The 19,966-nt window shown below is 62.8% G+C and carries 22 protein-coding genes and 1 riboswitch; of the genes, 10 read left to right on the top strand and 12 right to left on the bottom strand.

Features of this window, described 5'->3' with window-relative positions; genetic code table 11:
• Positions 1-4: 4 nt before the first annotated feature.
• From MCB86_RS12125 to MCB86_RS12105, 5 genes are all read left to right on the top strand, one after another.
• A complete protein-coding gene (locus tag MCB86_RS12125; RefSeq protein WP_196298700.1) occupies positions 5-505 on the top strand; it encodes a phosphatidylglycerophosphatase A in 501 nt (166 codons plus the stop codon).
• 87 nt (positions 506-592) lie between these two features.
• Positions 593-1,240 carry a TIGR02281 family clan AA aspartic protease gene (locus MCB86_RS12120; RefSeq protein ID WP_239611096.1) on the top strand — a complete coding sequence of 216 codons (648 nt, stop codon included), beginning with the start codon at positions 593-595 and terminating at the stop codon, positions 1,238-1,240.
• A 119-nt stretch (positions 1,241-1,359) separates the two neighbouring features.
• Positions 1,360-1,977, top strand: a complete 618-nt coding sequence (ribA, locus tag MCB86_RS12115) for a GTP cyclohydrolase II (protein ID WP_045163742.1) — start codon at positions 1,360-1,362, stop codon at positions 1,975-1,977.
• 56 nt (positions 1,978-2,033) lie between these two features.
• Positions 2,034-2,393: a hypothetical protein gene (locus MCB86_RS12110; protein WP_239611585.1), complete on the top strand. Its 360-nt coding sequence runs from the start codon at positions 2,034-2,036 to the stop codon at positions 2,391-2,393.
• Positions 2,393-3,193 carry a cobalamin-binding protein gene (locus tag MCB86_RS12105; RefSeq protein WP_045164352.1) on the top strand — a complete coding sequence of 267 codons (801 nt, stop codon included), beginning with the start codon at positions 2,393-2,395 and terminating at the stop codon, positions 3,191-3,193. The genes MCB86_RS12110 and MCB86_RS12105 overlap by 1 nt, the downstream gene beginning before the upstream one ends.
• A 19-nt stretch (positions 3,194-3,212) precedes the next feature.
• On the opposite strand, the gene MCB86_RS12100 is transcribed toward MCB86_RS12105, so the two are convergent.
• From MCB86_RS12100 to MCB86_RS12075, 6 genes are all read right to left on the bottom strand, one after another.
• Positions 3,213-5,078 carry a TonB-dependent receptor gene (locus MCB86_RS12100; protein ID WP_239611095.1) on the bottom strand — a complete coding sequence of 622 codons (1,866 nt, stop codon included), beginning with the start codon at positions 5,076-5,078 and terminating at the stop codon, positions 3,213-3,215.
• 92 nt (positions 5,079-5,170) lie between these two features.
• Positions 5,171-5,386: riboswitch (cobalamin riboswitch) on the bottom strand.
• Positions 5,387-5,613: 227 nt separating this feature from the next.
• The gene (dxs, locus tag MCB86_RS12095; protein WP_045163738.1) at positions 5,614-7,518 is read right to left on the bottom strand and encodes a 1-deoxy-D-xylulose-5-phosphate synthase; all 1,905 of its coding nucleotides are present in this window, start codon (positions 7,516-7,518) and stop codon (positions 5,614-5,616) included.
• Between the two features lie 123 nt (positions 7,519-7,641).
• On the bottom strand, positions 7,642-8,529 hold the full coding sequence (locus MCB86_RS12090; protein ID WP_239611094.1) for a farnesyl diphosphate synthase: 888 nt from the start codon (positions 8,527-8,529) through the stop codon (positions 7,642-7,644).
• A complete protein-coding gene (locus MCB86_RS12085) occupies positions 8,526-8,768 on the bottom strand; it encodes an exodeoxyribonuclease VII small subunit (RefSeq protein WP_021206714.1) in 243 nt (80 codons plus the stop codon). Before MCB86_RS12085 ends, MCB86_RS12090 begins: the two co-directional genes overlap by 4 nt.
• A 92-nt stretch (positions 8,769-8,860) precedes the next feature.
• Positions 8,861-9,631 (bottom strand): sulfite exporter TauE/SafE family protein, encoded by a 771-nt coding sequence (locus MCB86_RS12080; RefSeq protein WP_239611093.1) that lies wholly within the window; start codon positions 9,629-9,631, stop codon positions 8,861-8,863.
• 141 nt (positions 9,632-9,772) lie between these two features.
• Entirely contained in the window at positions 9,773-10,198 is a 426-nt protein-coding gene (locus tag MCB86_RS12075; protein WP_239611092.1) for a Cd(II)/Pb(II)-responsive transcriptional regulator, read from the bottom strand.
• A gap of 82 nt (positions 10,199-10,280) precedes the next feature.
• Between MCB86_RS12075 and MCB86_RS12070 the strand changes: the two genes are divergently transcribed.
• Positions 10,281-10,910, top strand: a complete 630-nt coding sequence (locus MCB86_RS12070) for a cation diffusion facilitator family transporter (RefSeq protein ID WP_239611091.1) — start codon at positions 10,281-10,283, stop codon at positions 10,908-10,910.
• Positions 10,911-10,916: 6 nt separating this feature from the next.
• Here the strand turns inward: MCB86_RS12070 and MCB86_RS12065 are convergent, their stop codons facing one another.
• The 3 genes from MCB86_RS12065 to MCB86_RS12055 form a co-directional block, all read right to left on the bottom strand.
• A complete protein-coding gene (locus tag MCB86_RS12065; protein WP_045163733.1) occupies positions 10,917-11,915 on the bottom strand; it encodes an SDR family oxidoreductase in 999 nt (332 codons plus the stop codon).
• A 33-nt stretch (positions 11,916-11,948) separates the two neighbouring features.
• A complete protein-coding gene (locus MCB86_RS12060; protein ID WP_239611090.1) occupies positions 11,949-13,409 on the bottom strand; it encodes a vitamin K epoxide reductase family protein in 1,461 nt (486 codons plus the stop codon).
• A 221-nt stretch (positions 13,410-13,630) separates the two neighbouring features.
• Entirely contained in the window at positions 13,631-14,152 is a 522-nt protein-coding gene (locus MCB86_RS12055) for an ATP-dependent zinc protease (RefSeq protein WP_052679344.1), read from the bottom strand.
• Between the two features lie 283 nt (positions 14,153-14,435).
• Here MCB86_RS12055 and MCB86_RS12050 point away from each other — a divergent pair, with 283 nt between their 5' ends.
• Both MCB86_RS12050 and MCB86_RS12045 read left to right on the top strand, forming a co-directional pair.
• Positions 14,436-15,323, top strand: coding sequence for a manganese catalase family protein (locus MCB86_RS12050; RefSeq protein ID WP_045163732.1), 888 nt, complete (start codon positions 14,436-14,438; stop codon positions 15,321-15,323).
• A 290-nt stretch (positions 15,324-15,613) separates the two neighbouring features.
• On the top strand, positions 15,614-16,132 hold the full coding sequence (locus tag MCB86_RS12045; protein ID WP_239611089.1) for a carboxymuconolactone decarboxylase family protein: 519 nt from the start codon (positions 15,614-15,616) through the stop codon (positions 16,130-16,132).
• A 215-nt stretch (positions 16,133-16,347) separates the two neighbouring features.
• On the opposite strand, the gene ppa is transcribed toward MCB86_RS12045, so the two are convergent.
• From ppa to sigJ, 3 genes are all read right to left on the bottom strand, one after another.
• Positions 16,348-16,875, bottom strand: a complete 528-nt coding sequence (gene ppa / locus MCB86_RS12040) for an inorganic diphosphatase (RefSeq protein ID WP_045163730.1) — start codon at positions 16,873-16,875, stop codon at positions 16,348-16,350.
• A gap of 140 nt (positions 16,876-17,015) precedes the next feature.
• On the bottom strand, positions 17,016-17,828 hold the full coding sequence (locus tag MCB86_RS12035; protein WP_239611088.1) for a M90 family metallopeptidase: 813 nt from the start codon (positions 17,826-17,828) through the stop codon (positions 17,016-17,018).
• 60 nt (positions 17,829-17,888) lie between these two features.
• Positions 17,889-18,779 (bottom strand): RNA polymerase sigma factor SigJ, encoded by an 891-nt coding sequence (gene sigJ, locus MCB86_RS12030; protein ID WP_239611087.1) that lies wholly within the window; start codon positions 18,777-18,779, stop codon positions 17,889-17,891.
• Between the two features lie 150 nt (positions 18,780-18,929).
• On the opposite strand from sigJ, the gene MCB86_RS12025 reads away from it, so the two are divergent.
• Together MCB86_RS12025 and MCB86_RS12020 are read left to right on the top strand one after the other, a co-directional pair.
• Entirely contained in the window at positions 18,930-19,451 is a 522-nt protein-coding gene (locus tag MCB86_RS12025) for a carboxymuconolactone decarboxylase family protein (protein WP_045163727.1), read from the top strand.
• An 18-nt stretch (positions 19,452-19,469) separates the two neighbouring features.
• Positions 19,470-19,892, top strand: coding sequence for a RidA family protein (locus tag MCB86_RS12020; protein ID WP_239611086.1), 423 nt, complete (start codon positions 19,470-19,472; stop codon positions 19,890-19,892).
• Positions 19,893-19,966: the final 74 nt, after the last annotated feature.

Below are 19,966 nucleotides of genomic sequence, written 5' to 3'. Positions count from 1 at the left end.
CCGTTTGACCGATTCCCTGCAGCCTGCCGTCGAAGCGGTGCCCGTATCAGTATGGAGCAACCCTTGGCACAACCTGGCCTTCGGTTTCGGCTCCGGGACGTTGCCGAAAGCTCCCGGGACCTGGGGATCGCTCCTCGCGCTGGCGTTCGTGCCGCTGTGGCAGGCCCTTCCGGGCTGGGGCTACGGGCTGGTGATCGTCGCCAGCATGCTGTTCGGGATCTGGCTGTGCGGCAAGGTCGCCCAGGATCTGGGCGTACATGACCATGAAGGCATCGTCTGGGACGAGTTCGCCGGCATCTGGATCACCTTCTGGCTGGTGCCTGCGGGCTGGTACTGGCTGCTGCTCGGGTTCGTGGTGTTCCGGGTGCTCGACATCTTCAAACCATGGCCGATCAGTTGGGTGGACCGCCATGTGCACGGTGGGCTGGGGATCATGCTCGACGATATCCTTGCCGGCTTTGCCGCCTGCGCTCTGATGCACCTGGCGGTGCTGGGGCTGGGTTGAAGTCCGGGCTGTGCGGCTGATCGCTGTATCGACCCTGATACTCATGGAAGAATGTCGAGCTATCCCGTTTCAAGGAAGCCGCTACTGATGCGATCCGTAATCCTGCTATTCGCGGCCTCTCTGTCGTTTGTATCCTTTGTCATCGCAGCGGCGCCGCTGGTGCAGGTGGTCGGTCTGTTTCCCGGTGCCGCGGTGGTGAATGTCGATGGCCAGCGCAAACTGGTGCGCGTCGGTCAGGTGGGGCCGGGCGGTGTCGAGGTGATTAGTGCTGATTCCAAAGGCGCGGTGCTGCGGGTCGATGGCATCGAGCGGCGCTATACGCTGAGTCGCGAACTGAGCGTCGGGTTCGCTGAGCCTGATCGCCGGCAACTGAGCATCGCACGGGGGCAGGGCGGTCACTACTGGGTGGCCGGTTCCATCAATGGCCAGTCGGTGCAGTTTCTCGTCGATACGGGGGCTACCTCTGTCGCGATAAACGAGATCCAGGCGCGACGTCTGGGAATCGATTATCGCGTCGACGGCAAGCCGATCGTGGTCAGCACCGCTGGCGGCACGGCCAAGGCTTGGCGAGTGCATCTCAACAACGTCAAGGTGGGTGCCATCGATGTGCTCGGTGTAGAGGCCGTAGTGGTGGAGGGCGGGTCACCTTCGGATGCCCTGTTGGGCATGAGTTTTCTCAGCCGCGTCAGCTGGCGGGAAGATCAGGGTGTCCTGAAGCTCGAATCAAAAATCTGAGCCGGCGCCTTCTTCCCAAACCCAAGCCGTATCGGTCCGCGCCCGCGGCATCTTCCGATACAGCTTGTCGCAGGACTGCTGTTACAATATCCGCTTTTCTGCCTTCTGGAGTTTCTCCGGTGTCTGTCGTGTTCGTCGCCGCTTCCAAACTGCCGACGCCGTTCGGTGTGTTCACCATGCATGGTTTTCTCGATCAGGACACTGGCAAGGAACATGTCGTACTGACGCTGGGCGATGTTGCAGATGGCAGGCCCGTATTGGGTCGTCTGCATTCCGAATGCCTGACGGGCGATGCCCTTTTCAGTTTGCGCTGCGATTGTGGTTTCCAGCTGGAAGCCGCACTGCGCGCGATTTCCGAAGAGGGTCGCGGCGCGCTGCTCTACCTTCGTCAAGAAGGTCGCGGCATCGGGCTGCTGAACAAGATCCGCGCCTACGAACTGCAGGATGGCGGCGCCGATACCGTCGAGGCCAATGAGCGCCTCGGCTTTGCTCCCGACATGCGCGACTATGCGATCTGCCTGCCCATGCTCGAGCACTTGGGCATCGCTGAGATCAAGCTGATGACCAACAACCCGCGCAAGGTCAAAGCGCTACAGGGCTTCGGTATTCGCATCGCCGAACGCATGCCGCTGCAGATCGCGCACAATCCGCACAACCGCAAGTACCTCGCCACCAAGGCCGGTAAGCTTGGCCACATGCTCGGCGAAATTCACCAGGGCGAAGCCGAGCAGTCGTGAACCGCACGGCGACCCGCCGCCAGTTGGCGCTCGAAGGCTGGCGGTATCTGCTTTTCATGGTCGTACCCGTGCTCATCAGCAGCCAGCTTCCCCAACTGGCGGGCCGCTTCGGCGAGCCGCTCGCCCTGCCGTTGTTCCTCGTCGGCCTCGCCACGCTGTTTCTCAATCTGCCCCGTTTTACGGCCTACAAGCACGCCCTGATTGCTACTGAAAAAGATCTGGGTAGTGATGCCGAAGCATCCGCGTGGGCGGCGTTACGCGCCGTCCGGCTGCGGGCGTTGCGGACCGCCGCGCTACCGGCGTGGCTCGCCGCCATCGGTGCGCCGCTCGGCCTCGAGCCCGTCGCACAAGGGCTGCTGGTCTCGGGCAGTCTGGTGCTGCTGTTGCTCTACCGCATTCCGCGTCAGCTGCAATGATGCGTGCGCTACTGCTGGCCGTTGCGCTGTCGACCTCGCCTTTGCTTGCAGCAACGGAGCGGGTGGTCAGCCTGGCGCCTTCGCTGAGCGAAATCATGCTGGAGCTGAATGCGGACGATCTGCTGGTCGGTGTGCTCGACGGCGGCGAGCGGCCAGCTGCACTGGCCGGTTTGCCATCCGTGGGGCGGCTCGGTCAGTTGGAAATGGAAAGCCTGCTGGCGCTGCAACCGACACTGGTGCTGCTCAGGCCGGACAGCATCAGCCAGGCACAACGTGAGCAGCTGACGCAATTCGGCATCCCAGTGCTGGTTGCACAGCCGACCTCGCTGGCTGAGTTGTCCGAACAGTTCGCGCTGATTGGCGAGCGGATTGGTCGAGACGTGCAGGGTCGGGAGCTCGAGCGAGCGTTCAAGCAGGGCCTGGATCGATTACATCGACGTTACCATCGCGAGCGTCCGCTGACGGTGTTCTATCAGATCTGGAACCGCCCGCTGTACACCCTCGGTGGCCGACAGATCATCAGCGATGCCATTGAGGTCTGCGGCGGTCGCAACGTGTTCGCTGATCTGCAACTGCCCGCCCCTCAGGTCAGCATCGAGTCCGTGCTGTCGCGAAATCCCGAGGTGATCCTCGCCGGTAGCGGCGCTCAGCTTTCCGAGTGGAAAGCCTGGCCGCAGCTAACGGCGGTGCGCAAGGCGCAACTGTGGGAAGTGCCTGATAAGGGCTTGGAACGCCCAAGCTTCCAGATGCTTGGGGCGATCGGGAAGCTCTGTGAAGTGATGGGGCGGGCTGAACCGTGAAATGCTCGGGCGGTTCAATTTATAGGGTTGGCGTCCAGGTTACGGCGAACAGAGCAGTGCGGCCTTCGGTGTTGTATCCGTATCGGCCGTTGCCGGTGCTATAGGTCGTCTCGGCATAATCCTTGTCGAATAGGTTGTTCAACTTTACGTCCAGCCTGATGTCTTGGCTGGCAGCCCAGCTGCCACGTAACCCGACTAAGCCGTATCCGCCCATCTCGAGGTCATTATCGGAATCATCGTAGCGACCGCTAAGTGCTCGCCAACTGGCGCCTACAGAGAGCTCTCCCAGTTGGCGGTCCACGTCTAGGCTCAGCGTGCGCTTTGCGCGGCGGGCGAGGGTGTGGCCGCTATCTCGGTCGCGCGGGTCGATAAGGCCCGCCGCTACGCTGGCCTGCCAGCCGAACAGGTCCTGCCGGATCGTGGCCTCCAGGCCGTTCACCCGCGCGGTCTGGACATTCTGAGGGATCCAGTTGGCGTCCGATACGATGGCATCCTCGATATTTGTGCGGTAAAGCGCCAATTCCAATGAGCCGCTGTCGCTGTAGCGGTTGCGCCATTGAAGCTCGTAGCTCTTAGATCTTTCGGGCGTAAGGTCCGGATTTCCGAACCAAGAGTCGTACAGTTCGTTGAATGTCGGGGCGCGGAAGCCCTCGCTGTAGGAAACGACCACGTCATTGCGGGTATTCAGCGGTACGGTAACCGCCGCGTTCCAAGTGTTCACGCTGCCGTACTGCTCGTTCTTGTCGTGGCGCAGGCCAACCTCTGTAGAGAACGCGTTGCCTGTATAACGGTGCTGGATGAACGCTGCCTGGTTCCAACGTGAATCCTGGGCAAAGCCGCTCGAGCTGTGCAGTTGGTCCTCATGCCAATCGGCACCGAACAACAGCTGATGAGCTGGGTCGAGCTGAAGCGTGTTTACCCAGCTGGCCGAGTCACGATAAGTCGAATAGCTGTGGAACACATAGGCAGGAGCCAGTGGGGTGTCGTTTCCGGTGTCTCGCTTATCCTCGCTATGTCCGACTTCGAAACGGCTATTCCAGACCTCATTAAGTTCGGCATTAACGAACCCGGAGATGCTGCTTAGCTGGAAATCCACGGTCGGCTGAAAGCCGTCGAACGTGTCGTCAAACTCAAGTTCGCCTCGCTGGTCCAGCGCGTTGACACCCGCCTCAAGCCGATCACTAAAGCGGTGCGCAAGGTTCAGGCTGAGCGAGCGATTGCGGTAGGCGTCGTCATCGCCATTGGCGCGGAAGCTATCGCGCGTCGCGTCGATACCTTGGGTCTCATCCAGCGCGGCTCCCAAGTTGAAGCGAGTCTGGCCATTGCCCCCGGAAAGACGCAGGCTGCGTTCGAAGGTGCTGTTGCTTCCCGCCCCAAAGCGGACCTCAGGCGCAAGCCCCTGACCGCTGCCTTGGCGAGTGAAGATCTGTACCACTCCGCCGATGGCATCCGATCCATACAGCGCAGACCGCGGACCGCGCACGACCTCGATCCGTTCGATCTGATCGGGGCTTAGAAATTCGAGGCTGCTGGTGCCGCTGGAGGCTGCGGCGATACGCTGGCCATCTACCAGAACCAGAGTCTGGGTGCTGGCGGTACCGCGCACGAACAGGCTGGTAAGGCTTCCCGCTCCGCCGGTACGGGCAACGCTCACGCCCGGCACACGCTCCAGCAGTTCCGCAACGCTACGCACTTGCAACCGTTCTATGTCGTCTCGGTTGAATACAGTGGTGGCGGCCGGGGTCTGGTTGCGACGCTGCGGTTCGCGATTCGCGGAAACTACTGTATCGGCGAGTTTCAACGCATCGTCACGGGTCAGGTCGGCAGCAAGCACTTGGGCATTGGGCAGCAGCGCCACAGCCAAGGCAAGACGGGTCAGTTTCATCAGAATCAATCCTCAAAAGATCAGCGCTTTTGAGGAGGGCAGGAACAAGCGCAAGGATAGACAGCCGCGCTTGACGGTGCTGCCCTCCGCAACACCAGTCGAATCCGCCAGGCCGGTCTCCGGGCTTTCGACACGCACCCGGCTCGCCTTCCCATGCGATGCACAGTGGCGGTTGAGCGGGCGGTGATCCAGCGGATCACGGTCGATTACCGTTGCGGGGGCAGCGCCGGCCTTGCACATGTGAGCGCACCGGCTTCCCGTTTAATGCGGACCTTGCGGTCACGCACACCTGGGCGGATTGGAAATCGCGGGAACCATAAGGGCTGTCCCCGAGAAATACAAGCAAAGCACTCGTAGCCGAGCGCGTCCTGTGCAACGAGAAGGCGGCTGCCGTGGATCGATCAGGTATTTGCAGGGGCTGGGCAGGCGCGACGGCGAGTTCGTGCGCACCTCGCCATATTGCCGAGACGTCCTCTACGCCGCAGATGGCCTCAGGCGGCGTCTGATGACGAACTCAGCGCCGCTTCAAGCAGCCTCAGAGCTGGGCCAGTCGCGCGCGGATAGCCGCTTCGATGCCGACGGCATCGAGGCCGCATTCCTTGAGCATCTCGGCGGGCTTGGCGTGCTCGACGTAGTAATCGGGCAGGCCCATATGGAGGATCGGCTTCTGCAGGTTTTCGGCGGCGAGGAATTCGCCGACGGCACTGCCAGCCCCGCCCATGATACAATTCTCCTCAACGGTCACCAGCAGGTCGTGGCTGTCGGCCATCTGCCGTACCAGTGCTGCGTCCAGTGGTTTGACGAAACGCATGTCGACGACGCTGGCGTCGAGCGCTTCCGCAACCTGCAGCGCTTCAGTCAGCTGTACACCGAAGACCAGCAAGGCGACCCGGCGACCTTCGCCGTTGCCACCTTGGCGACGCACCACACCCTTGCCGATTTCCAGCGGCTCGAGTCCGGGCTCGATCGCTGCATTCGGGCCCGTGCCGCGCGGGTAACGTACCGCCGCGGGACCTTCGAAATGATAGCCGGTGGTAAGCATGCGGCGCATCTCGTTCTCGTCGCTGGGGGTCATTACCAACATGCCGGGGATGCAGCGCAGATAGGACAGATCGAAACTGCCCGCATGGGTCGGACCGTCTTCGCCGACCAGGCCGGCGCGGTCGATGGCGAACAGTACGTCGAGGTTTTGTACCGCAACGTCATGGATCAGTTGGTCGTAGGCGCGCTGGAGGAAGGTCGAGTAAATCGCCACCACCGGCTTGGCACCCTCGCAGGCCATGCCGGCGGCTAGGGTGACCGCGTGCTGCTCGGCGATGGCGACGTCAAAGTACCGATCCGGGTAGCGTTCACTGAACTCGATCAGATCGGAGCCTTCCTTCATCGCCGGGGTGATCCCGGTCAGACGCGGATCGGCGGCGGCCATGTCGCACAGCCATTGGCCGAAGACGTTGGAATACTTCGGGCCGCTGGGCTTCTTCGGGGCTGAAGGTGCACCGACCGGTTCCAGTTTGCTGATCGCATGCCAGGTGATGGGGTCGACTTCCGCCGGGGCGAAGCCTTTGCCTTTCTTGGTCACCACATGCAGGAATTGGGGGCCGGCCAGGTCGCGCATATTGCGCAGGGTCGCGATCAAGGTCGGCAGGTCGTGGCCGTCAATGGGGCCGATGTAATTCCAGCCCAGCTCTTCGAACAGCGTCCCGGGAACCAGCATGCCCTTAGCGTATTCCTCGGTGCGGCGGGCGATTTCCCAGGCGCCCGGCAGGCGCGAGAGGACCTTCTTGCTGCCCTCGCGCATGCTCGAGTAGGTACGGCTGGAGAGGATCTTGGCCAGGTAGTTGGACAGGCCGCCGACGTTGCGCGAAATCGACATGTCGTTGTCGTTGAGCACCACCAGCATGTCGGCGCCGACTTCCGGCGCGTGGTTCAACGCTTCGAACGCCATGCCCGCGGTGAGTGCGCCGTCGCCGATTACCGCGATGGACTTGCGCTTCTTGCCCTGCAGGCGCGCGGCGATGGCCATGCCCAGGGCGGCGCTGATGGAGGTGCTGGAATGGCCGACGCCGAAGGTGTCGTATTCGCTCTCGCTACGGCGTGGGAAGGCGGCGAGGCCATCCTTTTGGCGCAGGCTGGCCATGCGCTCGCGGCGCCCGGTGAGAATCTTGTGCGGGTAGGCCTGATGGCCGACGTCCCACACCAGACGGTCGTCCGGCGTGTCGTAGACGTAGTGCAGCGCGATGGTCAGCTCGATTACACCGAGCCCGGCACCGAAGTGTCCGCCGGTCCGGCCCACGCTGTACAGCAGCTCCTGCCGCAGTTCGTTGGCGAGTTCTTCGAGTTCCGCTTCGCCCAGGCGGCGCAGCTGCTCGGGAGTGGCCGCGCGGTCAAGAACGGGCGTCGTAGGGCGAACCCGAGGAATCTCATGGAACGTCTTGGGCATCGGGCGAATCGTTTTGGCTGAAAAAAGAGCCGCAGTTTACCTGATGGTTACTACGAGAAGAATGATCCAGGCATCAACGGTCATCGCCGCTCGGGTAAGCAGCCTGGCCTGGCAGCTGCGGATTCAGCTTCGACGTTCGACAATGAAACGGGCCAACTGGCGCAAAGGCTCCGCGGCGGTGCCGAAGGCGACGACGGCCTCGAGCGCCATATCTCGCAGCTCCAACGCGTAGGCCTTGGCCTCATCCATCCCTAGCAGTGCCGGATAGGTGGGCTTGTCACGCGCAATATCGGCACCCTGATGCTTGCCGAGCGTGGCGGTGTCGCTTTCCACGTCGAGGATGTCGTCCTGCACCTGGAAGGCCAGGCCGATCGCCTGTGCATACCGTTGCAGAGCGGCCAGCCTTTCGGCATCTGCTCGCCCGCTGGCCAAGGCGCCGAGACGCACGCTGGCTTCGATCAGGGCGCCGGTCTTGTGCCGGTGCATCAGCTCCAACGCGTCGCGGTCGAGTTTGACGCCAACCGAGCCGAGGTCGATGGCCTGTCCGCCAACCATGCCGCCCGGGCCTGCGGCGCGCGCGAGACTGACGAGCATTTCCAGGCGAAGCGCCGGATCCGCAGGGTTGCGCGCTTCGGTGGCCAGTGCTTCGAAGGCCAGGCTTTGCAGGCCGTCGCCGGCGAGGATCGCGCAGGCTTCGTCGAAAGCCTTGTGCGTAGTCGGTTGGCCGCGACGCAGGTCATCATCGTCCATGGCCGGCAGGTCGTCGTGGACCAGCGAATAGGCATGGATCAGTTCGACGGCGCAGGCGGCGCCATCGGCTTGCGCGCTGTCCCCTTCGAGCGCCTCGCAGGCGGCATAGACCAGCAGCGGGCGCACGCGCTTACCGCCGTTCATGACGCTGTAGCGCATGGCCTGGTAGAGGCGTTCGAGTTCGTGGCGGGGCGGGGTGAAAAGCGTATCGAGGCAGCTGTCGACGCGCTTCTGGCAGCGTTGCTGATAGTCGCCGATCATGCGTCGGGATCCACCTCGAAGGGGGCTTCCTGCAGTTTGCCGTCACGCTCGAGCAGGATCTGTACCTTCTGCTCAGCTTGGCTTAGCGCCGCCTGGCAGTCACGGGTCAGGCCGATGCCTTGCTCGAAGCAGGTCAGCGAATCCTCCAGCGACAGCTCGCCGCTTTCCAGGCGCTCGACCAACTGCTGGAGCTCGGCGAGGGATTGTTCGAAATCGAGGGCGACTTTCTTGCGGGCCATGGCGGAACCTGTCTGTGCGGCTGCTCTGAAACGGGCGCGACACTAGCAGAGCTGGGCGGCATTAGCCATAAGCCGCCCGGGCTATGCGCCGCTCAACGCCAATATGTGGCCTGGAAATAATACAGCGTCATGGCACTGCCGACCCCAATGACGAAGGCGCGTAGCCAGGTGGCTGGCAGCTTCTTGCTCAGCGCACCGCCGGTATAGCCTCCAAGCGTGGTACCGATCAGCAGGATTGCCAGTTCGTAACCGCTCACCCGTCCAGCAATGATGAAGGTGGCCGTGGCGACGCTGTAGATGACCGCCGAGATCAGATTCTTCAGCGCGTTGGCGCGAACCAATTGGTGGCCTTCGATGGAAAAGGCCGCCAGCTGCAGAATGCCCATGCCCGCGCCGAAATAGCCGCCGTAGATGGACACCAATCCATGTGCCGCCAATGATGCAGGCGCATGCGGCGGTATTGCACTGTCGTCCTTGCGGCGTGCCGCCAGCCAGCGGCTCAGCCAGGGACTAGCGGCGAAGAGGGCGGTAGCGACGAGCAATAACCAAGGGATCAGCAGGCTGAACACGTCGTCGCCGCTGGCGAGCAGCAACAGACCACCGAGTAAGCCGCCGATCAGTCCCGCCAGCAGCAGCGGGATCAGGTAACGACCCAGCGGTCGTAATGCCGAGCGTGCCGCCCAGGCACCGGCGAGACTGGCCGGCCACAGCGCCACGGCATTGGTCGCATTGGCTGTTACCGGCGGCAAGCCGGTGGCCAGTAGCGCCGGGAACGAGAAGAAGGTGCCGCCGCCGGCGAGGGCGTTCATTCCGCCGGCGGCGAAACCGGCGGCAATCAGCAGCAACAGGTCGAACAAGGGCATCGGGCGAGCTCGCGACAAAAGGGCGCAGGTTATCTCTGCCGCTTCGCCTCGCCAAGCGGATCCACGCAGGACCCACGACGGAGGGGACCCATGCGATATCGCGCCGGCGGCAAGGGCGAGTGATCGACGGCAGGGAGGGTTCTAGCGGTCGGACGGGTGTTGGCCTTCATCCATCCGGGCGCTGGCCAGCTCGTTGAGGATCCCGCAGTCGCCCGCCGGTTGATTACCGCTGCAGCAGCTGCGCAATTGCTGCAACTGGCGCTCCAGTCCGTGAAGGCTATCCAGACGCGCACGGACACGTTCGAGTTGTTCGTCGATCAGCAGGTTGATGTCGCCGCAGTCAGCCTCGGGGTGGTCGGAGAATGCAAGCAGTCGCCGAATTTCGGCGAGGCCGATGTCCAGCGCTCGGCAATGGCGAATGAACACCAGCTGCGTCAGCTGTTTTGTCGTGTAGGCGCGATAGCCGTTGGCGCCCCGTTTCGGAGCGGGCATCACTCCGATTTTTTCGTAATAGCGGATCGTCTCGACATCCACCCCCGCGGCTGCGCTCAATTGGCCTATACGCATGATCGCTCCCGTATTCAGACTTGACCCTGGAGCTGCTCCAGGGTGTGCAATAGGTTTCGAATATAAACGAGGAGGGCAAACCATGTCGTCGAAATGCTGTGATTCCGGCTGCGGCACGAGCCCGGCGGTGAGCCCCGGTTTCCGCAAAGCACTATGGATAGCGCTGGCAATCAATCTGGCGATGTTCGTCGTGGAGATCGTCAGCGGTCTACGGGCGGGCTCGGTCTCGCTGCTGGCCGACGCCATCGACTTCGCCGGCGACGCCGCCAACTACGGCATCACCCTGGTGGTGTTGTCGATGGGGCTCGTCTGGCGCTCGCGTGCAGCCATGGTCAAAGGCCTGTCGATGCTGGCATTCGGTGTGTTCGTGTTGGGTCGCGCTGGCTGGTCCGCCTACGCCGGCGTGGTGCCGGAACCGCTGACCATGGGCGTCATCGGCGCGCTGGCGCTGGTTGCCAACGTTGTTGTGGCGCTAATGCTCTATGCGTTTCGCGAGGGCGATTCGAACATGCGCTCGGTCTGGCTGTGCAGCCGCAATGATGCGCTGGGCAACATCGCGGTGATGATCGCCGCGGCAGGCGTTTTCGGTACGGGTTCGGGTTGGCCCGACCTCATCGTGGCGCTGATCATGGCTGGGTTGGCACTGTCGGCGGGCTTCTCGGTGGTACGCCAGGCGCGGCAGGAACTGGGCACGCCGCAGCATCAGGGCTGAAATGGGTCAACCGGCGATGGCCGCCACGACCGCGATGACGATCATGCCCGTCACCGCCAGTCCGGCCGCGGCCAGCTTGCCGACCGTCTCGGAACTCAGGCCCAGCGCTTTGTGTTTGGCCTGAGCGCCGAAGCGGCCTTCGGTGCGGTGCAAGCCTTCCACCGGCTGGAATAGATTGTCCGGCTGCTCGTCGCTGGCCGGTTCGTCGGTCATCTGTCCGCTCCAGGCTTGCTTGGCCATCATCCGGTCGAGCAGGCCGGGCATGAACATGTTACCGATGATCGCCTGGAACGAGGCGCGGCCGAGCCATAGCTCGCGCGGCGCATCGGTTGCCGCGCGGACGATCGCGCGTGCGGCGACCTCTGGCGTATGGATCGGCGGGACCGGCTGTGGCCGCTTCTGCATCTTGTTGCGCGACCAGTCGAACTGCGGTGTGTTGTGTGCCGGCAACTGAACCATGGTCAACCGCACCCGGCTGTTGGTATGGATCAGTTCGCAACGCAGCGAATCGGTGAAACCGCGAATCGCGAATTTAGCGGCGCAATAGGCCGACTGCAATGGAATCGCCCGGTAGGACAATGCCGAGCCCACCTGAACGATGGTGCCGCGGTTGCGCGACTCCATGTAGCGCAGCGCCGCCAGCGTGCCGTGGACGAAGCCCAGGTAGGTCACCTCGGTCACACGCTTGAATTCCGCCGCGCTGATCTTGTTCACCGGGCCGAACACCGTCGCCATCGCCGCGTTGACCCAGATCTCGATCGGACCCAGCTCTTTTTCGATCCGCTCGGCCGCACGATCGATCGCTTCTGCGTCAGCCACATCCGCGGCGATCGCCAGAACCTTTGCGCCGGACGCTTCCAGCTCGCTGCGGGTATCGGCCAAGCCCTGCTCGCCGCGTGCGATCACGGCGACTCGGTAACCCGCCTGGGCCAGCGCGTGCGCCGTTGCCCGCCCCACGCCGGCGGTGCCGCCACAAATCACGGCGGTCTGTTCGCGGTCGGTCATCTCCGGACTCCTTTTCTAAGAGGCTGGCTGGCACTATCGCAACAGTGCGTTCCAGCCGGCATAGCGATGATTGATCGGGCCACGCGGCAGGCTCAGGCTGATCACCAGCGCGCCGGCGATCAGGCTGCCCAGGGTGGCGGCGAACCCGGCGCCGTCGAGCAAGGCGGGGGAGGCCAGTAGCCAGGCACCGATCGGCAGGTTGAGAAAGCGCAGCGGCCGCGCCACCTCGGCGAACGCCAGCACCGAGACGGTGATCAGCAGCGAGCCCATCAGGTGGTCGCTGTTGGCCATCGCCCCTTCGGTGCCGAAGATCAGGCGAGTGCACATCAGCCAGACACCGAGGACACAGAGCAGCGCCAGGCCCCATGGCAGATTCACGCCGCGGAGCCCCTTGAGCATCATGGCTGAAAGGGCGCCCTCGAATTCTGGCGTATTGTCTTCACGCGCGCCCTCCATGGCGTCGCCTTGGAAGAAGGTCTTCCAGAAAGGCTTGCCGCGGCGCCGCGCGTCTTTGAGGAACTGCCCCATGGCAACCAGTTCGTCCAGCGCGTAGGGCATCATCACCAACATGGCCAGCGCCTGGATCAGGCACAGGGTGCACCATGTATTGATGAAAATCGGCTGGGCAATGATGAAGAAGATGCTCACCGCGCCAAGCGGCACCACCACAATGCCGAATGCCGCGACCATCCAGGGCATGGTGCGCCAGCGACGAGCGTCGCCCATCACCGCCATCAGCAGCTCGATCATGTAGGCCATGACGCCGACTCCCGCGTCGGAGACAGGCCAGGCGCGGGACATGTCGGAGGTTATGATGGTTTCCGTGCCGTTGGGCTGAGTGCCAAAAAAGGGATCCCAGGCATTCGCCGTATGGCCGAGTTGGTAGGCCGCCAGATAGCGCGCCAACAGAATGCCGATGACCGCGAGGATCGCGATGGGCAACCGCTGCAGCCAGGTCGAGGGATTGTAATCCCAGCCCGGCGGGACCGCGGCCTTCTGCATCATTCCGGACATGCTCATTCCGGGCATCATCGGCACTAGCGTCGAGAAGGCAATCACCAGTCCTCCGACCAACAGGGCATTGCCGTAGCTGGCTGGCGACGGGGTCCAGAACAGCAGCGGCGCGAACATCAACCAGAGGCCCATTGCCGTGTTGGCCCATTGCGCCCAGGCGATTCGCTTGAGCGAAAGGACCGAGAACAGAATGATCAGGACGCCGCTGATCACATCATTCCAAGTCATCAACAGCGCGCGGGTCGCTACCTCGGGCACGTCGCGCTCGGCGGCCAGGCGGGCGAGATCCAGATCCGTGCTGGCAATGTTCGAATAGCCGAAGATGAAGGGCGCGCTGAGGATCCAGAAGCCCAGCAGGGCGTTAGCGAAGTGGCACCACAGCGTGGCGAGGCGGCGGCGCTCCATCATTTGCATGTGGTCTTCCATGCCCATGTCCGAAGGCATGGCCGATTGCCGCAAATATTCGCCTTGATGCTCCATGTACCTCTCCTCTTGTCGAAGCGATGGCTGCATGTCGCGTTCGGGCCGGCGCGGGTATTCACGGCCGGCTGTCGATCAACCGCTGGTCAGTGGACCGGAGGAGGCGGGGAGGAGTTGCAGAAAAATAAATGCTGACCGAGCTGTTAAACGGCCCATGCCTCGGAGGTTGTCCTGCAGCTCCGTCGGCAGGCGCTACGTACGAAATCTTCGCGCCGCGGCTTTTATGCCGAGCAGTCCGGCTCGACAGTGAAAGTCTTGGACGAATCCACCAACCCGATGTCTTCCAGCGCGCGGCGGCCGATGAGTACCGGATAATTCATTTTGTCGCGATCGTTCAGCGAGAACTGTTCTTCGTAGGTCCGATTGCCCAGGCACACTTTCATCAGCACCACAGGCCGCTTTTCGGCGCCGCCAGCCCCGCGCACCTTGATGTCCCGTACCACCTCGCGCTCTATGCGTTTCTCGATTTTCTTGTCGGTATCGACGTCTTCAAGCTCAAGGGTGAAACGCACCCAGTCATCGCCGTCCTTTTTGAATCGATCGATGTTCTCGGCGTGCATCGAGGAGGTCAGCGCACCGCTGTCCAGCTTGAATTTCACGGCAATTTCTTCCGGAAGGATCAGACCTTTCTCGATCCAACCGAGCACCTGAGGTGAATCTGCCAGAGCCTGTGCGGTACAAGCGGATAGCAACCCGGCCAATGCGAGCGCTTTGGCCTGTCTGGGACGTTTCCAGCGGAGCATTTTTCACCTCGAAGTCAGTGGGGCAACGGAAACGATAGAGTCGATGGCCCTGGATACGTTCAACAAACAGGCAAGCACACCTTTGCGGGCGGACAGCATCGGCGGCGCATCGCTCCATTGACTCGCTGCATAGCCTTCATTGGAAAAAACAATCGGACGGCTGTCGCAGCTTGTACTCCACCCATAAGGTCGCCTGCGATCGCTGTTGCATTCGAATCGCGGTGATCCATTAACGGAGCGAAGGAGGCAGTCACTAGGAAAGTCCAAAATTAAGAGGTGAACCATGTTCGTCCACAACAAACGACTTCAGTACACCGTGCGAGTGGCCGGCCCGAATCCCGGGCTAGCCAACCTGATGCTTGAGCAGTTCGGCGGGCCGCAAGGCGAGCTCGCTGCCGCCATGCGCTATTTCACCCAAGGCGTATCCGAGGACGACCCAGGTCGCAAGGACATGCTGATGGATATCGCCACCGAGGAGTTGAGCCACCTCGAAGTGATCGGCTCCATCGTCGGCATGCTCAACAAGGGCGCCAAAGGTGAGCTCGCCGAAGGCGTCGAGAAAGAGGCGGATCTGTATCGCTCACTGACGGGCGGCGGCAACGATTCGCACATCACCTCGTTGCTGTACGGCGGCGGGCCGGCGCTGACCAACTCCGGTGGCATACCCTGGACGGCGGCTTACATCGATACCATCGGCGAGCCGACGGCGGACCTGCGCTCCAACATCGCGGCCGAGGCGCGAGCCAAGATCGTTTACGAGCGTTTGATCAACGTGACCGACGATCCTGGGATCAAGGATGCGCTGAAGTTCCTCATGACCCGGGAAATCGCGCACCAGAAATCGTTCGAGAAGGCGCTACACGCCATTCAACCCAACTTCCCTCAGGGCAAGCTGCCGGGTGAGCCACAATTTGCCAACGTCTACTACAACCTGTCGCAAGGCGAAGGCGACCTGCGCGGGCCTTGGAATCAGGGGCCGGAGTGGGAGTTCGTCGAGAGCCCGCAGCCGGCGGTGGACGGTGGTGATGGCAAGCCTTCGGTCGATCTGAGCAAGGCTCAGCAGAAGGTGGTGCAACAGATGGCGGTACGGACCCAGTCCGATGTTTCCGTCGACCCCATGACCGGAGCTGACCTGGGCTCGGGCCAAGCGGTAACGAAAGGCAAGGCCTGACGGCGCGGGCGGCCGGTGCGGCTGATATCAATCGCACCGGCTGCTTTTTCGCTGTCGTGTCTTGGGGGCATTGAGGCCGTGCTTCGACTTCTTTCGTCCCGCCGAGGCGGGCTCGGGCCTCGGGTCGGTTCTCGACCATGACGAAGAAATGTTCTAGATCGATGCATAGCCTTAGTCTGATTGGACGATCTGCAGCATTGTTTCGACGATGAGCAGCCGAAGCGGCAGCGCGTCGGTACATCCTGTCTCCACGGTCTGACACAGACCGATCACTAACCAAGGAGACAGCCATGACTCGCATTAACGCACTGACTATCGAACAAACCGCCGAATCCGTACGTCCCGCACTGGAGGGCATCGGCAAAGCACTGGGCTTCGTTCCCAACGCATTTCTCACCCTGGCCCACGCACCGGCTGCCTTGGGTGGTTACTTGGCGTTGTCGCAAGCGCTCGGGCGCGGCAGCTTGACCGCCCGGGAGCGTGAAACCGTCGCGCTGGCTACCTCGCAGGTGAACAGCTGCGATTACTGCCTCGCCGCGCACAGCCTGTTCGCCAGCAAGGCCGGGCTCGACGACAATGCCATCGGCCAGGCGCGAGAGGGTCGGCTCGATGCCGTGGCAGTCCTGGCCCGCGAGATCACCGAAAGCCGGGGCCTGGTGAGCGACGAACAGCTCGCCGCCGCCCGAGCAGCCGGGTTGGATGATCGCCGTATCGTCGAGGTCGTCGCCCATGTCAGCCTGCTGACGCTGACCAACTACCTCAACAACCTGGCCGATACCGAAGTGGACTTTCCAGTCGTTGCGGCCTGAGTGGCAGGCTTTATGCCGCGCCAGTTGGGTTTGCCGAACCTCGGCAGGCCCAGCTTCGGTGACGCTCGGTGTGCCGGGGTTGAATCGCCACGCTCGATCATGCTTCTGCGAGCGATTGAGTGGGGCCCTGTTAGCCGACGCGGCAGACGTCTGAAACGGCGCTCCGAAAATGAAAAAAGCCGGCTTGTGGCCGGCTTTCCGTTAGCGGTATTGGCTTATTTTTGGTAAGCCGCCACAGCCTTGGTGATTGCTGCACGGGCGGCGTCGGCGCCTTCCCAGCCTTCGACCTTGACCCACTTGCCCTTCTCCAGATCCTTGTAGTTCTCGAAGAAGTGCTTGATCTGCTCGATCAGTAGTGGCGGCAGGTCGGTGTATTCCTTCACGTCCACGTACAGCTGGCTCAGCTTGTCGTGCGGGACGGCGATCAGCTTGGCGTCGCCGCCGGCTTCGTCGGTCATGTTCAGCACGCCTACCGGACGGCAGCGGATGACCGAGCCTGGGGCAACCGGGTAGGGGGTCACGACCAGTACGTCGAGCGGGTCGCCGTCGTCAGCCAGGGTATGCGGGATGAAGCCGTAGTTCGCCGGGTAGAACATCGGCGTGGCCATGAAGCGGTCAACGAACAGGCAGTCGGTGTCGTGATCGATTTCGTATTTGATCGGCGCGTGGTTGGCCGGGATTTCGATGGCGACGTAGATGTCGTTTGGCAGGTCTTTGCCGGCCGGGACTTTGCTGTAGCTCATGAACATTGCTCCGTGGTCGGCCGAGGCGGCCTGGGGCGAAAAAAGTGGGCGCGATTATAGGCGCACTGTCGGGCGTTTTGCCATGCCGGTCGAGGTGGACCTTTGCAAGCACGGTGATGCGCGCATTCGACGATGCCAGGTCAATGAGGTTCCGCATACGCCGGGTGCCCATGCTGAAGCTTCTGCAGGCGCGTCAGTGGATCCTGGCGGTAGAACGTGGCGAGCTGTTGGTAGACCTCGGGAAAGGTCTCGTGCAGCACGTCTGGTGCGCTGAAGAAATACTCACTGGTGACGGCGAAAAACTCGGCCGGGTTCTCCGCGGCGTACGGATCGATTGCCGTGTGGGCATGAGGATCGGCGTCCAGCGTGGCGTTGAGCGAGTCGTAGGCGCTTTGCATCACTGCTGCCCAAGTGTCGATGCGCATGTTGCGGTGCAGCGGGGGGAGGCCATTAGCGTCGCCGTTGAGCATGTCGAGCTTGTGCGTCAGTTCGTGGATCACCAGGTTGTAGCCTTCCCAGCCGCCGCTTTGCTGCACGCCCGGCCAGGCCAGGATCACCGGACCCTGCAGCCAGGCTTCGCCGCTGTGTTCTCCGTCCCATTCATGCACCACGCCGGACGAGTCGCGGTGCTTCTGCGGGCTGTGGAAGTCGTCGGGGTAGATGACGATTTCATGGAAGCCCTGATACCAGTCCAGATCGGCCAAATGCAGCAAAGGCAGCTCCGCTTGTGCGGCCAGGCGCAGGCGATCAACCAGCTGCAGTTCGACCCCGGGCAGCGCGGTCAGGCGCTTGGCATGCAGAAACAGCAGGCTTCGCTCACACAGGCGCTCGGTTTCCTCGGCGCTGAGACCATCGAGAATCGGCAGGCTGTCGAGCACGCTTTGCCAGAGCGCCGGTTCGATGGCGAGACGGGCGAGGATGCGCTTGCGGCGCCAGTCGCGAAAAGACCACATGAGCAGGTTCCAGCCGGGAGGGCACAAACCTTAAGCCTGGCGAGGGCTGGCGGCAAGCCATCAAGCGGGAAGCTGCTGCGCTGGCTCGCGCGCCAGCTGCCCGAGCTTGTTGGGGTTGACCACGGAATAGATAGTCACGACCTGCTGGCCGTCGCTGACCAGCGTCATGGCGGCCTGGATCCGCTCGCCGCTGCGGATCACCACACCGGGTTCGCCATTGATGGTTTCGACGCTGGCACGCCACTGCCCGGCGGCGCGGCGCGCAATGCCGATGGCCAGACGATGCGCTGCCCGTATGCCGTGCACGACCTTCGAGGCCGCCGCGGCCTGACCGCCGCCGTCCGCCAACCAGCTGACCTCGTCGGCCAGCAGATTGACGAAAGCATCACCGCCCGGCGCCAGCAAGGCCTCGGCGAAACGCTCGACCAATTGCCGGTGTGCCTGCGGGTCCACGACGAAGCGCGGCTGGGCCTCACGTACCCGTTTGCGCGCACGGCTGACGATCTGCCGGCTTGCCGCGGCGCGCTTGCCCAACACCTCGGCGATCTCTTCGTAGCTGCAATCGAATACTTCGCGCAGCAGCAGCGCCGCGCGCTCTTCGGGTGCCAGCCGCTCCAGCGCCACCATGAAGGCCATGGACAGGTCGGCCCGCAGGTCGATGGCCTGCTCGGCTCGGTTGCCGGTAAACCCCAGCAGCGGTTCCGGCAGCCACGGACCGTAATAGTCCTCCTGACGAGCACGGCGCTGGCGCAACTGATCGATGCCCAGCCGCGTCACCACCGTGACCAGCCAGGCTTCGGCATCGCGAATCGTTGTGCAGTCGGCCTCGCTCCACTTGAACCAGGCGTCCTGCAGCAGGTCCTCGGCGTCCACGCGGCTGCCCAGTAGCCGATAGGCGAGGCCGAAGAGCTTCGGCCTCAGCCCCTGATAGAAATCAATCTTGTCGTTCACGTTCGCTCCGCAGGCATTCCTCTCCAGCATGGACGAATGAGCCCGGTCGATTGTGACAGCGCCTCCGCTGGAGGCTGGGCTGTCACACATCGACAAAGGCATGCGTCCTGGCAGTGTCATTTTCGACACTGCCTATGGAGCGATCTTGCCATGACCCCACGACTGGATTTTCTGAAACATGTCGATGCGTTGCCGATGCAGGCACTGACTGCCGTCAGCGCCTATGTGCATGAGAGCGACATCGATCCGCAGCTGCGCATGCTCATCGATCTGCGCGCCTCGCAGCTCAACGGCTGCGCCTATTGTCTCGACATGCACACCAAGGACCTGCTGGCGATGGATACGCCGCTGCCACGCATCTACCTGCTGCCCGCCTGGCGCGAGACGGCTGTCTACAACCCTGCCGAGCGAGCGGCTCTGGCCTGGACCGAGGCGGTGACCGAACTGCCTGATGGCGCCTCGCTGGATCGCTGCTATCGCGACCTGGCCGAGCACTATTCGCCACGCGCCATTACCCAGCTGACCTTTGCCATCATTGCGATCAACGGCTGGAACCGCCTCAATGTAGCCTTCGGTCGCGAGCCCGACGACTATCGCACCGGCGATCTGCAGCCTCGCTTCACTCAGGCGTTGCAACGCTTCGAGGATCTACGGCCGGCGCCACGTACCTGAACCTGTATGGAGACGAACATGAGCGAACCCCGAAATACCCTGACGATGCTCAATCCGCCCGGCCTGTACGACCCGGCACCGAATGGCTACTCGCATGTCGGCATCGTGCCGGCTGGCACGCGGTTGGCCTTCATCGCTGGCCAGGGCGGCGAAACGGCGGACGGTCGGCTGCCGAGCGATTTCCAGCAGCAGGTGCGGCAAGCGATGGACAATCTTTCGATCGCCATCGAGGCCGCCGGAGGGCGACCATCGCAGGTGGTCAAGCTGACGGTACTGATCGTCGATCACAACGAGCAGCGCCTGGGCATCCTCGGCGAGGAGTTGGCGCGGCTGTTTGGTGAGCAGCTGAAACCGACCTGTACGCTGATTCCGGTGCCGCGGCTGGCACTGGACGGGATGCTGTTCGAAATCGATGCGGTGGTGGCGTTGACGGAAACCTGATCGTTGACTTGGGGGCGACACTGGTCCGACGCTGTTGTGGGTGAGGCAGCTTTGCCGCCTCGCCCCACGTGCAG

It is taken from the genome of Pseudomonas sp. KSR10 (genome assembly GCF_022355455.1).
GTDB lineage: Bacteria > Pseudomonadota > Gammaproteobacteria > Pseudomonadales > Pseudomonadaceae > Stutzerimonas > Stutzerimonas stutzeri_E.
This window is presented reverse-complemented; position numbering and strand designations above follow the sequence as displayed.

Excerpts from the sequence above, each read along its gene's own strand:
- MCB86_RS12080 (WP_239611093.1), bottom strand. The coding sequence starts at position 9,631 with ATGCCCTTGTTCGACCTGTTGCTGCTGATTGCCGCCGGTTTCGCCGCC.
- MCB86_RS12075 (WP_239611092.1), bottom strand. The coding sequence starts at position 10,198 with ATGCGTATAGGCCAATTGAGCGCAGCCGCGGGGGTGGATGTCGAGACG.
- MCB86_RS12050 (WP_045163732.1), top strand. The coding sequence starts at position 14,436 with ATGTTCGTCCACAACAAACGACTTCAGTACACCGTGCGAGTGGCCGGC.
- ppa (WP_045163730.1), bottom strand. The coding sequence starts at position 16,875 with ATGAGCTACAGCAAAGTCCCGGCCGGCAAAGACCTGCCAAACGACATC.
- MCB86_RS12060 (WP_239611090.1), bottom strand. The coding sequence starts at position 13,409 with ATGGAGCATCAAGGCGAATATTTGCGGCAATCGGCCATGCCTTCGGAC.
- MCB86_RS12110 (WP_239611585.1), top strand. The coding sequence starts at position 2,034 with ATGGTCGTACCCGTGCTCATCAGCAGCCAGCTTCCCCAACTGGCGGGC.
- MCB86_RS12025 (WP_045163727.1), top strand. The coding sequence starts at position 18,930 with ATGACCCCACGACTGGATTTTCTGAAACATGTCGATGCGTTGCCGATG.
- MCB86_RS12065 (WP_045163733.1), bottom strand. The coding sequence starts at position 11,915 with ATGACCGACCGCGAACAGACCGCCGTGATTTGTGGCGGCACCGCCGGC.
- MCB86_RS12100 (WP_239611095.1), bottom strand. The coding sequence starts at position 5,078 with ATGAAACTGACCCGTCTTGCCTTGGCTGTGGCGCTGCTGCCCAATGCC.
- MCB86_RS12120 (WP_239611096.1), top strand. The coding sequence starts at position 593 with ATGCGATCCGTAATCCTGCTATTCGCGGCCTCTCTGTCGTTTGTATCC.
- dxs (WP_045163738.1), bottom strand. The coding sequence starts at position 7,518 with ATGCCCAAGACGTTCCATGAGATTCCTCGGGTTCGCCCTACGACGCCC.
- MCB86_RS12090 (WP_239611094.1), bottom strand. The coding sequence starts at position 8,529 with ATGATCGGCGACTATCAGCAACGCTGCCAGAAGCGCGTCGACAGCTGC.
- MCB86_RS12070 (WP_239611091.1), top strand. The coding sequence starts at position 10,281 with ATGTCGTCGAAATGCTGTGATTCCGGCTGCGGCACGAGCCCGGCGGTG.
- MCB86_RS12085 (WP_021206714.1), bottom strand. The coding sequence starts at position 8,768 with ATGGCCCGCAAGAAAGTCGCCCTCGATTTCGAACAATCCCTCGCCGAG.
- MCB86_RS12045 (WP_239611089.1), top strand. The coding sequence starts at position 15,614 with ATGACTCGCATTAACGCACTGACTATCGAACAAACCGCCGAATCCGTA.
- MCB86_RS12035 (WP_239611088.1), bottom strand. The coding sequence starts at position 17,828 with ATGTGGTCTTTTCGCGACTGGCGCCGCAAGCGCATCCTCGCCCGTCTC.
- MCB86_RS12105 (WP_045164352.1), top strand. The coding sequence starts at position 2,393 with ATGCGTGCGCTACTGCTGGCCGTTGCGCTGTCGACCTCGCCTTTGCTT.
- MCB86_RS12020 (WP_239611086.1), top strand. The coding sequence starts at position 19,470 with ATGAGCGAACCCCGAAATACCCTGACGATGCTCAATCCGCCCGGCCTG.
- MCB86_RS12055 (WP_052679344.1), bottom strand. The coding sequence starts at position 14,152 with ATGCTCCGCTGGAAACGTCCCAGACAGGCCAAAGCGCTCGCATTGGCC.